13 protein-coding genes are annotated in these 12,880 nt (G+C 62.4%); all 13 read left to right on the forward strand.

What is annotated here, in order from left to right; genetic code table 11:
- Positions 1-2 precede the first annotated feature (2 nt).
- Positions 3-1,361: a DUF3383 family protein gene (locus HV753_RS07785; RefSeq protein WP_175173885.1), complete on the forward strand. Its 1,359-nt coding sequence runs from the start codon at positions 3-5 to the stop codon at positions 1,359-1,361.
- Positions 1,362-1,374: 13 nt separating this feature from the next.
- Positions 1,375-1,803, forward strand: a complete 429-nt coding sequence (locus HV753_RS07790; protein WP_175173886.1) for a phage structural protein — start codon at positions 1,375-1,377, stop codon at positions 1,801-1,803.
- Complete coding sequence (locus HV753_RS07795) at positions 1,803-2,288, forward strand: phage tail assembly chaperone (RefSeq protein WP_175173887.1); 486 nt, start codon at positions 1,803-1,805, stop codon at positions 2,286-2,288. Before HV753_RS07790 ends, HV753_RS07795 begins: the two co-directional genes overlap by 1 nt.
- Before the next feature lie 145 nt (positions 2,289-2,433).
- Positions 2,434-4,716 (forward strand): tape measure protein, encoded by a 2,283-nt coding sequence (locus HV753_RS07800; protein ID WP_175173888.1) that lies wholly within the window; start codon positions 2,434-2,436, stop codon positions 4,714-4,716.
- Positions 4,717-4,724: 8 nt separating this feature from the next.
- Positions 4,725-5,333, forward strand: coding sequence for a phage baseplate protein (locus HV753_RS07805; protein ID WP_175173889.1), 609 nt, complete (start codon positions 4,725-4,727; stop codon positions 5,331-5,333).
- Positions 5,330-5,662, forward strand: coding sequence for a phage baseplate plug family protein (locus tag HV753_RS07810; RefSeq protein WP_175173890.1), 333 nt, complete (start codon positions 5,330-5,332; stop codon positions 5,660-5,662). The genes HV753_RS07805 and HV753_RS07810 overlap by 4 nt, the downstream gene beginning before the upstream one ends.
- A complete protein-coding gene (locus HV753_RS07815; protein WP_175173891.1) occupies positions 5,649-6,560 on the forward strand; it encodes a phage protein in 912 nt (303 codons plus the stop codon). The genes HV753_RS07810 and HV753_RS07815 overlap by 14 nt, the downstream gene beginning before the upstream one ends.
- Positions 6,557-7,252, forward strand: coding sequence for a Gp138 family membrane-puncturing spike protein (locus tag HV753_RS07820; protein WP_175173892.1), 696 nt, complete (start codon positions 6,557-6,559; stop codon positions 7,250-7,252). The genes HV753_RS07815 and HV753_RS07820 overlap by 4 nt, the downstream gene beginning before the upstream one ends.
- Positions 7,252-7,620: a contractile injection system sheath initiator gene (locus HV753_RS07825; RefSeq protein ID WP_175173893.1), complete on the forward strand. Its 369-nt coding sequence runs from the start codon at positions 7,252-7,254 to the stop codon at positions 7,618-7,620. The genes HV753_RS07820 and HV753_RS07825 overlap by 1 nt, the downstream gene beginning before the upstream one ends.
- A 24-nt stretch (positions 7,621-7,644) precedes the next feature.
- Positions 7,645-9,096, forward strand: a complete 1,452-nt coding sequence (locus tag HV753_RS07830; RefSeq protein WP_175173894.1) for a hypothetical protein — start codon at positions 7,645-7,647, stop codon at positions 9,094-9,096.
- Positions 9,096-9,761, forward strand: a complete 666-nt coding sequence (locus tag HV753_RS07835; protein ID WP_175173895.1) for a baseplate wedge 1 family protein — start codon at positions 9,096-9,098, stop codon at positions 9,759-9,761. The genes HV753_RS07830 and HV753_RS07835 overlap by 1 nt, the downstream gene beginning before the upstream one ends.
- Entirely contained in the window at positions 9,761-12,367 is a 2,607-nt protein-coding gene (locus HV753_RS07840) for a pyocin knob domain-containing protein (RefSeq protein WP_175173896.1), read from the forward strand. Before HV753_RS07835 ends, HV753_RS07840 begins: the two co-directional genes overlap by 1 nt.
- Positions 12,368-12,372: 5 nt before the next feature.
- A complete protein-coding gene (locus tag HV753_RS07845; RefSeq protein ID WP_175173897.1) occupies positions 12,373-12,813 on the forward strand; it encodes a hypothetical protein in 441 nt (146 codons plus the stop codon).
- Positions 12,814-12,880: the final 67 nt, after the last annotated feature.

The following is a 12,880-nucleotide window of genomic DNA, read 5'->3' on the forward strand; positions in this document are numbered from 1 at the left end:
AAATGGCAAAAATCGACCGGATCGTCAATGTGGCGATCTCGCTGAACACCACGGCGATCAAGGAGCAGAATTTCTCTGACATCCTGATCCTGGGCGCGCATGCGCTGGCCGTCAATCGTGTCCTGGTTGTCACCGAGCCAGGTGAACTGCTCGACATGGGCATCTCGCAGACCGACGCTCTGTACATCGCGGTGCGCGATGCGTTCAAGCAGATCCCGACCGTGACCCGCGTGTTCGTGGGCCGCCGCCAAGTGGACGTATCGCGCTTGACGGTGAAGCAGGCCACGATGTCGGAATACGGGGTGTCGTTGTCCTGGCGCGATGCCAACGGTGTCGTGCAGAAAGCCGACGTGTCGGTCACCGGGCTCGCGGACAGCACGCCCCAGACCATCGCCACGGCGTTGGCCTCGGCCATTGCGCAGACCGATGCACCGGCAACCGCCACGGCGGTAGGCGCCGAGGTGTCGATGACGGCCAAGCAGGCCGGGCAAGCCGTGGCCGTTGCCGCCCGGGGCAACCTGCAATTGTCGGCGCCGGAAAGCACCGAGACGCCGTCGGCGGCGTTGAATGCGTGCCTGCGCGAAAACGGTGATTGGTATGGCGTGGCGCTGGCCAGCCGTGTCGAGGCCGACGTGCTGGATGCCGCGGAATGGGTGGAATCGAATGAACGCCTTTTTGGCGTCTCCAGCGATCAGGCCGGCATCATCGATGCGGCCGTGTCCAGCGATATCGCATCGAGATGCCAGCAGAAGCAGTATTTCCGTACCCATGTCTGGTACCACGGCCAGGCGCGTGGCGAAGCGCTGGAAGCCGCAGTCAGCGCCAACCGTTTCACCTTCTACCCGGGTGGCGAAACCTGGGCAAACACGCGGTTGTCGGGTGTGACCTACGACAACCTGAGTGAAGGCCAGGCGCTGGCGGCTCACGCCAAGAACGCCAATACCTTCGAGCAGATGCGTAACTTCGCCGTGACGCAGAACGGCAAGGTGGCCGCGGGCGAATGGATCGACGTGATCCGCGGCCGCGACTGGCTTGCCGAGCAGGTGAAGATCAATGTGGCCTCGCAGCTGATCAACGCGAACGGCAAGGTGCCGTACACCGATGTGGGCATCCAGATTCTGGTGAACGGCATTCGTCAAGCGCTGTTGCTGGGTCAGAGTCGCGGTCTTGTCGCACCCGACGAGATCGATGATGCGGGCCGAAAGATTCCCGGCTTCGTGATCAACGTGCCGCGCGCCGCCAGCATTTCCTCGAACGACAAGGCCAACCGCATCCTGCGTGACCTGACGTTCAGTGCCCGCTTGGCGGGCGCCATTCATGTTGCCGAAATCAAGGGCAACCTCACCTACCAACAACTGTAATCGGGGTACTTCAATGTCCGTCAAAACCTACGCACCGAATCAGGTGAAGATTGTGGTGGGCGCGCTGCCCATCTCTGGCCTGGCCGAAGACGCGTTTGTCACCGTGGCCGAAATCGGCGAGGGCATTGCGTCCATCGTCGGCGCCGATGGCGAAGTGGCGCGCTCGATGTCGCGGGACACCCGCCTGCGCATCACCTTGACGCTGATGCAGACCAGCGCCAGCAATGCCGCGCTGTCGGCATTGCATCAGGCCGACCGTGCCACCGACGGCAACGGCGCCGTGCCGATTTCCGTGACCGACCTGCGCGGCTCTTCGTTGCACGCCTCGGATTCCGCGTGGATCGTCAAGACCCCGGACGCCGGTTACGGCGCCAAGGTCGGCAGCCGCGCATGGGTGATCGAAACGGGTCCGGCCATCAACGTCATCGGAGGGAACACCTGATGGGTGCGATCAAAGAGGTGGTAATTGGCTCGACGGTATTCCGCATTTCGCGGTTTGACCCGTTTCGCCAGTTGAAGCTGCTGGGTGATTTGCAAAAGGAAGTGTTGCCGGCGGCGGGCTCGATGCTGACCGCCGTGCTGGGCGCTGACGCCGTGGCGCAGCAGCGCGACGAGCAGGCGATGTTGCATGCGTTTCGTGAACTGTCAGCCAAGCTGGGCGGTGACGCCCTGGCCGGCTGGGCGGAACGCCTGATCGACGCTGAACTGGTCAGTTTCGAGCTTTCGGGGCGCGAGCCCCAGAAACTGACTGCCGCCCATCGGGGCTTGGCGTTCATCGATTACGCCGAAATCCTCGAGCTGCTGTTCCACATCCTTGAGCACAACTTCGCCGGCCCTTTGGCGCGTTGGGCCGGCCGCTTTGGTCCGGCCCGCGCGAAGTTGGCGAGCCCGTCGGCCGATTCGACTCAGGCTTTGAACAAGAGTTGATCATTTGGCGGCCCATCCTGGCCCGCCATGTCAGTTTGGACGCCGTCAAACGCGGTGACGTGGACCTCCTGGACATCTTGAAGCTGAATGCGCTGATGGACGCCCAGGAGGCGTTGGCTGCGGCAGAACGAAAGGCGAGGTAACGATGAGCGTTGTACGAGAACTGGTGACGCTGGTGCGTTACCAGGCTGATGATTCGGAGCTGAAGGCGCTTCAGCAGGCATTTGGCGACATGCTGTCGACCATGACGAAAGCTTGCGATCAGGCGGCGGCGATGCTGCGCCAGGCGTTCGCGGGTGTGCTTCCTGTTGCGCTGAACACGCGGCAGGCCGTGAACGCAATGGCCCCGTCGCAGCAGCAGGGCGCATCGGCTGCCCGGCCACACACGACCGCCTTGGGTGGCCTGCGTGGTGTCATTGAGTTGACGCTGGGTGCCACCCCATTCAAACGGATACTGGGTGACATCGACTCGTGGACGCAGATGCAGGCGCGCATGCGGCAGGCGACAAGGTCGGAAACGCAGTATGGCGAGGCCGACCGCGACGTGGCCCGAATCTCCCGGGTCAGCCGAACGTCTTACGCGGATAACGCCGATACGTTCATGCGTGCGCGGCAAGTCCTGGAGGATCAGGGAAAGCCTGCGCAAGACGCTTCCCGCATCACCGAGGCGCTCGCATTGAGCATGACCTTGTCAGGCACCCAGGCACAGGACCGGGGTGGGGTGGTCACGTCTCTGGTCAGGATGATCGAGCAAGGCAAGCTGGGTTTAGAGGAGTACAACACGCTGCCCCTGCGCATGCAGGATGCGCTGGCTGCGGGTCTCGATGTAGACCGTGGCCAGTTGCGCGAACAGGTGCGCGGCGGCCTGATGACATCTGACCGGGTGCTGCCCGCGTTGCAGTCGCAGTTGCCCAGGATGCGTGCCGAAGCCGAGAGCGCGCCAGCGTCCATCTCGGGGTCGATGGCTGTCTTCAACGATGCCTTGCAGCGCTACTTCGGCGAGACATTGCCAGGCGGTCAAACCGTGTTGCGGGCGATCACGAACTCGGTTCAGTATTTGGCCGACAACATCGACACTGTCGTCAAACTGCTGGCGCTGGCGGGAGCAAGTCTGGGCCTGGTCTCGTTGGGTTCCTGGCTGCGGCAAGCCACGCTGCAATCGGGTGGACTGATCCGAAGTCTGTATGCCGCCACGCGCGTGGCGATTGGACTGGATTCCGCCATGGCGTTGCGCAACGGGCCCGCAGGCGCCATGCAGATGCTGTCGACATGGACTCGATCGCTGGTGCCCTTGTTGCGCATGGCCGCGATACTGACCACGATCTATCTGATCGGGACCGATATCGTCAGTTGGTTGAATGGCGGGGACTCCGTGCTGGGCGGTTGGATCGGCGGTGTGGAAGCGTGGCGCGGCGAAATTGACGCGGTGTCGGCGGCCCTGACCTTCGTGAAGGATCTGCTGGGTGGCGCAGGTCAGGCGCTGGGACCTTGGGTCATGCAGTTCGGAACGATTGCGGTCATGGCCTACGGCCTGTGGCAGATCCTGTCGCCTATCGGTGGAGTGATCCTGTCCTTGGCCAGAATCGCGTTGCCTTTCCTTTCGAGCGGGTTCCGGTACCTGGCCGGGACAGTGGTGCCGATGTTGGGGAACGCACTGCTTGACATTGCCAGGACCGTGATCCCGATGCTGTGGAATACCTTCGCCATGACGCCGATCGGGCGGATCATCTCGGCGATTTCCCTACTGGCTATTGCCCTGTGGCAGATCTGGGAAAACTGGGATTTGATCAAGGCGTACATATCGGCGTCGTGGGATCAGCTGATGGTCATGGCGTATGACGGGTTCCTGGGCCCGGTGATCGAGTACATCACCGCGTTGTGGAACCTGTGGTCGGAGATCGTCAAAGGCGTGGTGGCTGCATTCACCGGGGACTGGGACGGCGCCGTCAAGCATTGGCTGGGGGCGTTCAACGGACTGTGGACGTTCTTCTCGGGCATGGGCGGCCGCATGATCGCCACGATCAAAGAGATTGGCGGCGCGATCCAGACGTGGGTGTTGGACAAAGTCAATAAAGCCAAGGACTGGTTCAAGGGGCTGGTGCCGGATTGGATGAAGGACGACGAGCAAGCGTCCGTCATGGATGCACCGCGTGCGATGGCGGACGTGCCGCCGCAATGGGCCGCCGTTGCGGGCGGAATATCCGTGCCCTACGTGGCTGCCGGCACGGTGGTTGGCGCCACGCCAAGCCCTGGCCGCGCCCCGTTTGTTTACCAAAGCAACAACGACATCGTTGTCAATGTAAGCGCGAACGACGCGCAAGCGGTTCGTTCAGGAGTGGTGCAGGGCTTGAATCGGGGTTTGCAAAACAACCTTGACACCTTGACCCAGAATTTTGACGTGACTTCGGCCGTGGAAGTGCGGAGCTAGGAGCAACCATGAATTTTGTTTCCATGATTTTCGGTTGGAACGGCGGCAGCAGCATCGGCACGGTTCCGCTTGATGCGCTGTTGAGCGAGAAGACGTCGTTGAATAGCCGCGCAACCTCGTATGCCGTGGAAGACGGCCCACCGGTCACGGATCATGTGGTCCAGGAGTCCGAACAGCTGACATTGGATGGATGGGTGACCGCAGCGGAGATCGCGTTGCTGGGTGGACGGAATGCGCGTGGAGTCACTCAGGGTGGGCTGTTCACAGGCTCCAGTCGGTCCAAACTGATCAGCGCGAAGGATGCGCTACGCAAGATCCATGCAGACCGCCTGCCCATCACCATTGCCACGGGCCTGGATGTCTATGCTGATTTTGTGATGGAGAGCTGCGACATCGGGCGCGGCAATGGCAGCGGCGATCGGTTCGAGATTTCGGCCAGCTTCAAGCGGATCCGCAAGGTGACGCTGCGCCAAGCGGACATTCCACCCGAGAAGACATCGGGCAGTGCAACCGGCAAGGCTGGGTCAACCAAGACCAATGCGGGCAAGGCCCGCGGCGCCGACGTCAGCCCGAAGCAAGGCGGCGGCTCCAACAAACCTGTGCTGCTCTCCATATGATCCAGATCCCCATTCCCGACGTCAACGACAGCCTCACCGAGGTGGAGCTTGAAGGGGTGACCTACTTTCTGCGGCTGTCGTGGAACAGTGAGGCCGAACTATGGGTGCTGTCGATCGAGAACGCCTACAACGAGCTGATCGTGGCGGGCATCGCTCTGGTGCCCGGTGTACCGCTGCTGGCCGGTTACCGGCACTTGGCGGTGCCTGCCGGAGAACTGGTGGCGTTGGCTCCTGACCGCCGCGACACCGTCAGCCGGGCCGCGTTGCCCTCAGGCGAAGTGGCGCTGATTTACGCGAATTCGCAGGAGGTCGCCGATGGCCAGGTTTGATCGGGTCTACCGCTTGCTCGTTGGCAAGGGTAGCGCCCAAGGGCTGGAGGTCATTCCGCCCATCCGCGTGACGTTCGACATTGCGAAGAACGCCGACGAGGAACCCAATGACGCCAAGATCTCCCTGTACAACCTGGCGGCCAGTACTCGCCGGATGTTGGAAGAGCCCGGGTTGCGCTGCGTGTTGTATGCCGGCTACGCCGAAGAGGGCGGGCCGTTGCTGATGGCGTCTGGCAGCATCGTGTATGCGTATACGAAGTTCCAACAGCCGGACGTAGTGACCGAACTGACGGTCAAGGATGGCTATATCGAGATACGTGACACGGCAGTGTCGATCGGCCTGGGGCCTGGCGCCCAGGCCAGTGCCATCATCCGGGATATCGCGCGTCAGATGGGCTTGCCGTTACTGATGGCCGACGACGTGCCTGATCGGCGCTGGGAACAGGGGTTTTCGTTCTACGGCGCGGCGCGCACTGCACTGCATAAAGTCACCCAAGGGACCGGCCTGGAATGGTCGATCCAGAACCAGCAATTGCAGGTCGTCCAGCGCTTGGGAACGACGCGGCGTCAGGCGGTTGTCCTGGCGGTGGATACCGGCTTGCTGGGCTATCCGGAACGCATGCGGGAAGCGCCCACCGAGAAGGCGTCTGCAAAAGGGCAGCCCGTTGCTGCCAAGCCGGCCAGCGGCCACCAACAACGTGATGGTTGGAAAGTGAAGTCGTTGTTGTTGCCGACGATCAATCCCGGTGACTTGGTCAAGCTGGAAAGCCGCAGCGTCCAGGCCTTTCAGCGTGTGGAGAAAGTGCACCACACGGGCGATAGCGAAGGCGGTGACTGGCAGACTGAGCTCGAGCTGGTCGACCGCGATGCGCCACCCAAGAAAAAGGACCCGAAATGAGCAATGCACTCACCGCCATCCGCCGCATCATCGCGACGGAGTTGGCGGATATCTACACGACGCTTCCCGGTGAAGTCGTGGCCTATGACGGCACGTTCGTCACCGCGCGGCCCGCGTTGGCCAAGCGGCTGGCCAACGGCGAGGCGCTGCCACCGCCGCAAGTGGTGCGCGTGCCTGTTTGCTGGCCGGTGGGCGATGTCAACGGCGCGCAGGCGCTGATTTCGGTGCCGTTGAAGCCGGGGGATGCCATCAAGCTGTCGTTCTCTGCGCGTGCGCTGGAGAACTGGCTGGCGGGCGATAACGGTCCTCCGGACGACCCCCGGCAATTCGACCTGTCTGACGCCTTTGCATCCCCGTTGCTTCGGCCCGGCAAGATGGCGGCGGACACGCAAAACGTCAGCATCCAATATGGACCCGGCACGGTAAAACTGTCGTCGTCCGGCGACCTGACCTTTCACGTGAAGACCTGGACCGTGCAGGCCGAGCAGACCACCTTCAACACCCCGGTCACGGTCAATGGACCCCTGACCTACACCCAAGGCCTGTCGGGTGAGGGCGGCGAAGGCGGGGCATCGATGCGAATCCGTGGGGGCGTGGCGTTTGAAGGAAGCGCCATCACCCACAACGGCAAAAGCATCGGCGACACGCACCGCCATCCCTACGCTGGCGGCACGACGGAGGCACCTGTGTGATGGCTTTGGACCTAACGCTAACCGCCGATCACGATCTGGATATTGATCTGCTCGGTCGCACGTCGTTCGTGGATGGCGCAGACCGTATCGCTCAGCAGATCAAGATCACGTTGCTGGCCTTCATGGGTGAATGGTTTCTGGATACGACCTTCGGTGTCCCGTATCTGGAAGACATCTTGGTCAAGTCGCCTGACCGCGCCGGCATTGAAGCGATTCTTCGCGCCCGGATCCGGGCGGTGCCCGGCGTGGACCGCGTACGCGGTCTTGACCTGCAAGTAGAACGCCAGCTGCGCGTGCTGCGCGTGACCTATGACGCGGATACCGCGGCGGGACGGCTCGAACGGGTCGTTGAACTAGGCAAGTCCTAACCCCTTAATTTCTACGAGGTACCTATGGCCTACGGTGTCACACCGGACGGGTTCGTACGTCCGCGCCTGCCCGAGATCCGCCAGGAGATCGTGGCGGACTTGCGCGCTCGCATGCAATCCGCCGGATTCAATGGTGCGGTGGAAACCCGCCCCGACAGTATTACCGGTCTGCTGATCGATACCTTCGCCGAACGCGAAGCCACGCTATGGGAACAGGCCGAGGGCGTGTACTACGCCATGTATCCCGGTTCCGCGACAGGGGTCTCATTGGACCGCGCCGTGTCGTTCACCGGCGTGTCGCGTTACGGCAATGAACCGTCACGGGCGTATGTCGTGCTGTATGGCGTGGCGGGCGCCAACGTTCCGGCGGGGGCACTGGTGCGCCATCGCGCCAGCCAGAACCTGTGGATGGTGTCCGCCGATACAAAAATCCTTGCTGGCGCGGCGGCTGACATCACGCTTCAGCCGACCGTCGCGGCGAACGCCGATTACCGTGTGTCGATCGAGGGCAGACCGTACGCTTATGCGTCGGGCCCCACGACAAATCTGCCGCAGATCCTGGCCGGTCTGGTCACGGCACTATCGGCCAGTGGCCTGGATGTGTCCAGTGATGGCGCAGCCGTTCGGATCCATACGGACGGCCGCCTGGCGGTAGCCGTCACCTGGTCGGACAAGTTGGCCCTGATCCGGATGGGATCGCCCGCATTGGTGCAGACCGCTGGCGCCTCTACCGAGGCCGCGGCGGTGGGAGACCTGAACGGCGTCGTGACGCAGGTTGACGGGTGGACTGCCGTGGACAATTTGCAGGCGGGCGTGGCCGGACGCTTGGCTGAAAACGCCGCCGAATTGCGCGCACGCTATCCCACCGGCTTGTTCCGTCTGGGCGCGGCGACGCTGCCCAGCATTGGCCCCAACGTGCGGGATCGCGTGGCGGGGGTGCGCACCGTGAAGGTGTTCATGAACAACACGGATCAGCCGGATGCCTCGGGACGGCCTCCGCACAGCGTGCATGCCGTGGTGGACGGCGGCCTGGACGACGAGGTGGCTGATGCCATCTTCCGCGTGGTGGCGGCAGGAATCGATACCCACGGCCAACAGGCTGTGGTGGTCAAGGACGCAGACGGCGCCGATCAGATGATCCGCTTTGACCGGCCCGAGCGCGTCTTTCTGTGGGTACGCTGCGCGACCACGCTTTTGCCGCCGTCCGAGCAGGCATTTCCGCCAGATGGATTCCAGACGATCGCGGAAAACGTCGCCCAGGTGGGCGAGGCGTTCAGCGTCGGCGAAGACGTCATCCTGCAACGGTTGTACGGCGCAATCTACCGCACGCCTGGCTTGGCGTCGGTGGACCTGGCGCTGGCGTTTTCCACCAACCCCGCATTCGTGCCCGCTCCCGCCGACTACCGCGCCGCGAACGTCGCGATCAAGGACTCGCAAGTGGCCGCGTTCGACCTTTCGCGCATCGAGGTGACGTAATGGACTTGACTCAAGACCATGCGCAGACGGCGTGGGGGCATTGGCTGGGTCAGTTCCAGGCCAAGCGGCGGCTGGAGGCGCTGGTCAAAGCGCTTCTAAAGCCCGCCGACGGCCTGCAAGGCGCACTGCGGGCGCTGTATGAAGACCGCTGGCTGGAGACGGCGGTGGGCAGGCAGCTGGACGGTATCGGCGAGATAGTCGGTCTGCCCCGCGTCATCGATGAGGCGATCTACATCCGCTTCTTCGGGTTTCAGGGGCAACCGAATGTCGGCGGCTTTGACGATGCCCGTTTCCGGCGTGCCAATGAACGGCCGGTAGCCGGTTCGACGACGCTGCTCGATGCCGAGTACCGCAAGTTGCTGTATTGGAAGATCGCGCTGAACAACGGGCATGGCACCGCGCCAGAGATCGCGAGCTCGCTCAAGCCGATCTTCGACGTGACCCGCGTGATCGTGCAGAACGCGGGCAACGCAAAGATCCGGATCTGGGTCAGCCGAATTCCTGGCCCCAACGACCCGCTTATGGCGAATCCCTACAAGTGGGTCCCGCAAGCCGCCGGCGTCGGCGTGCAACTCATCACCGGCTCGACCGAGAAACCGTTTGGTTTCCGCGAGCAAGGTTTCTTTGGCTTTGGCGTCGGCGTGCTGGCGCGAGGTATCTATTGATGGCAGACCCTACATTCTTCGACCTCTTCAAATCGACCTGGGCACAAAACGGCCTGACCGAAGGCATTACCGACCTGCAATACAAGACGGGTTGGTCGTTCATCGGTTCCGTTCCGCCTTCCGTCGAACAGTTCAACAAGGTTCAGCAGACGACGGACGAGCGCCTCGTGTGGCTGTACAAGCAGCTGGACGGCCTGGCCGCGGTAACGGGCCGGCCGCTCGCGGCCAACGGCTTCGATGCGCTTAGCTACGCGCAGCAGAACCTGAATGCGACCAACCTCAAGAGTGGCACGGTGCCCGTGGCGAGGCTATCTGGAACGGCGTCGACGCTGACGGCAGGCGCCGCCCAGAAACTGGCTACCGCACGCACCATTGCCACGACGGGCGATGCAACGGGCAGCGGATCGTTCGACGGCTCCGCCAACCTGTCGCTCGGCCTGACGCTCAGCGCCAGTGGCGTGACCGCGGGCAACTACGGCAACGCCAACGCGGTGCCGACGTTCACGGTGGATGCAAAGGGGCGCGTGTCGGCGGCAGGAGAAGTCGCGGTGGGCAACGCTGCAAGCGCAACGAAGCTGGCCACGGCCCGCAGCTTTGCGATCACGGGCGGCGCTACGGCCGCAGCGGCAACCTTCGACGGCTCGGCCAACGTCGCGTTCAACGTCACGGGGCTGGATGTGTCCAAGGCTAACGCCGGTACGTTACCGGTGGCGCGTGGTGGTACGGGATTGGCGACGGTTGCTGCGGGCACTTATCTGACGGGTGCGGGAACCGGGGCATTGGTGTCGCGCACGTCGGCGCAAGTGTTGGAGGATATTCAAGCGTTTCCGAAGGCGGGCGGGGAAATCTCGGGGCCGGTATTGCTGGGGACGGGGGCGGTGATAGGAGCGCAGTACGGGAGCAACGCTAGCTCTGGAAGAACGGCACATGTCCTTCTACCCGATGGCGGCGGATTCTCTTCGCATCTTGCGTCAGTGACTGGGGCAATGAAGATCACACTTCCGCCGGTGGCTATTGGACCGAACACAATGCTACGGCTTCGTGTAGACATGTTCGAGTACTTGCCGGACATGCCGCCGGTTTCTGTGTTGCTCCATGGTTATGTGCAGACGAGCAAGGTATGGAGTCGCTGTGGCGCGACGATTGTCGCTGGCGTTCCTGCTGCCGATATTCCCGTTCGATTCGGTTCCGACGCGGCCGGAAATCTCTGCATTTGGCTGGGTGAGACGGGCAAGGTCTGGCAATACCCGACGGTTACCATTGCAGAGGTGCAGGCCAAGTACAACGCTTCAGGCGCCACGGTGGCAGCTTGGGGCATTGGATGGAAAGTCGAACCGGTTACGGCTTTCGAGACGGTCTCGTTGACGCTTCCGAGTGGCTCCCTCTCCTTTGCCCGCTCCGATGTCAACAATGTTGCAGGTCTGCAAGACGCATTGGTTCTGAAGGCCAACGCCGGCGTGACTTTGACCGCAGGAAACGGGTTGAGCGGCGGCGGAACTCTTGGTGCAAATCGCACGTTCACATTGGGTACGCCGACCAGACTTTCGTCGACGTCCACCAATGCGGTGACAACCACCAGTCATACCCACGAGCTGGATACGCAGACGGGGCCAAACGACGCGACGGTAGGTCGGCTGCTCACGGTTGGTAATGCGTTTGGTTTGGGGGCTGACAACCCGCTTGGAACCGTGGACCTTGATACCGTTCTCACTCCAGGCAATTACGGGCAAAGCCAGAATGCCAATGCATCTGTTGCACGTCATTACCCGATAAGCAGGGCCGGGACGCTTGCCGTAGGGATGGCGGGCGCGCAAATCACCACGCAGCTTTATATCGTTTATGACACGGGCGAAATGTTCTCGCGTGCTCGCTATAACGCGATATGGACCGAGTGGGCATACCACCCGGGCGTGAGCCGGTTCCCAACCGCCACTGAAGAAGGCCCAGGTATCGCGAAGCGCTCGAGCGATGCCCTGGCGCTGGCATTGGTGGACGATACGACGTTCATTACGCCAAAGAAGCTCTCCGCAGTGCTGTCGATGACAAGAGGAATGCAAACGTTCAGTACGGCTGGTTTATTCAAGTGGGACAGGCCAGCCTGGGTTAAATGGGCGTTTGTTCGAGTCTGGGCGGCAGGTGGTGGTGGCGCTCGCTACAGCATTGCTCCCGGCCCATCCGGCGGGGGCCAGGGCGGTTACTGGGAAGGTCTATTCGATGTATCGGCCGTCGCGTCCGTGGGCATCACCGTGGGGGCGGGGGGAGTTGGCGCCGCGGCGGATGGCGGTAGCGGTGGGGCCGGGGGGGCATCTTCATTCGGCGCGTATTGCTCCGCGATGGGGGGCTCTGGTGGTTCGATCAATTCGAGCGCCGCGGTGGGTGGAACATCGACAGGTACCTCCGGAATTGGTTGGACTGGCGGGTTCGGCAGTGTGCCTGTGCGAGACGTTTTTGGTACCGGAATTCTTGGCGGGGCGGGCGGTGGGTTCTGGTCACCGTACGGTGGAAGTGGTGTCCACACTGCGGGGCAGCCGGGAATGGGCGGTGCCGGCAGAACGGTTACCAGCGCTGCTTCAGGCGCTTCCGGTCTTGTTATCGTTGAATGGTGAACAACATGAAACTCTGGGCATTGATCCAAAACGGCGCGGTAGCCGAGATTACCGCTTTCGACCCCGAGGGGCGCTTTCACCCTGACTTTCAATGGGTTATTTGCGACGCAAACACCGGCACGGGCGACCTATATGAGGACGGCATGTTCAAAAAGCCCGCCGTTGATCCTACCGAGTCGGAGCGGCATCTGATCGCGCTGGTTCAACTTCACATGGATGAGCGAGCACGTCGGAGCATCTACGACGATCTGAAGACAGCCATCTCCTACGCAGACGAACCCGCCAGCCCAAAGTACCAGGCAGAAGGCAAAGCGTTTCGGGCGTGGCGCAGTCTTGTCTGGGAGAAGTTCTACAGCATTCGGGCCGACGTCGTCGCCGGTTTGCGCTCGGAACTCTCGCCGCAGGAGTTGATAAGTCTGCTGCCCGAATTGGTGCTGCCCAACTAGGTACTGGTCGATGTGATTGTGGTGCCCGCTTCGGCGGGCTTTTTTTCGTCCCTACAGGAGGCCATCC

The sequence above is a fragment of the Achromobacter pestifer genome (assembly GCF_902859625.1).
GTDB classification, from domain to species: Bacteria; Pseudomonadota; Gammaproteobacteria; order Burkholderiales; family Burkholderiaceae_B; genus Achromobacter; species Achromobacter pestifer.

What these genes read in the sequence shown, in the direction of transcription:
- HV753_RS07790 (WP_175173886.1), top strand. Translation starts at nt 1,375, where the DNA reads ATGTCCGTCAAAACCTACGCACCGAATCAGGTGAAGATTGTGGTGGGC.
- HV753_RS07835 (WP_175173895.1), top strand. Translation starts at nt 9,096, where the DNA reads ATGGACTTGACTCAAGACCATGCGCAGACGGCGTGGGGGCATTGGCTG.
- HV753_RS07785 (WP_175173885.1), top strand. Translation starts at nt 3, where the DNA reads ATGGCAAAAATCGACCGGATCGTCAATGTGGCGATCTCGCTGAACACC.
- HV753_RS07800 (WP_175173888.1), top strand. Translation starts at nt 2,434, where the DNA reads ATGAGCGTTGTACGAGAACTGGTGACGCTGGTGCGTTACCAGGCTGAT.
- HV753_RS07825 (WP_175173893.1), top strand. Translation starts at nt 7,252, where the DNA reads ATGGCTTTGGACCTAACGCTAACCGCCGATCACGATCTGGATATTGAT.
- HV753_RS07845 (WP_175173897.1), top strand. Translation starts at nt 12,373, where the DNA reads ATGAAACTCTGGGCATTGATCCAAAACGGCGCGGTAGCCGAGATTACC.
- HV753_RS07805 (WP_175173889.1), top strand. Translation starts at nt 4,725, where the DNA reads ATGAATTTTGTTTCCATGATTTTCGGTTGGAACGGCGGCAGCAGCATC.
- HV753_RS07830 (WP_175173894.1), top strand. Translation starts at nt 7,645, where the DNA reads ATGGCCTACGGTGTCACACCGGACGGGTTCGTACGTCCGCGCCTGCCC.
- HV753_RS07795 (WP_175173887.1), top strand. Translation starts at nt 1,803, where the DNA reads ATGGGTGCGATCAAAGAGGTGGTAATTGGCTCGACGGTATTCCGCATT.
- HV753_RS07840 (WP_175173896.1), top strand. Translation starts at nt 9,761, where the DNA reads ATGGCAGACCCTACATTCTTCGACCTCTTCAAATCGACCTGGGCACAA.
- HV753_RS07810 (WP_175173890.1), top strand. Translation starts at nt 5,330, where the DNA reads ATGATCCAGATCCCCATTCCCGACGTCAACGACAGCCTCACCGAGGTG.
- HV753_RS07820 (WP_175173892.1), top strand. Translation starts at nt 6,557, where the DNA reads ATGAGCAATGCACTCACCGCCATCCGCCGCATCATCGCGACGGAGTTG.
- HV753_RS07815 (WP_175173891.1), top strand. Translation starts at nt 5,649, where the DNA reads ATGGCCAGGTTTGATCGGGTCTACCGCTTGCTCGTTGGCAAGGGTAGC.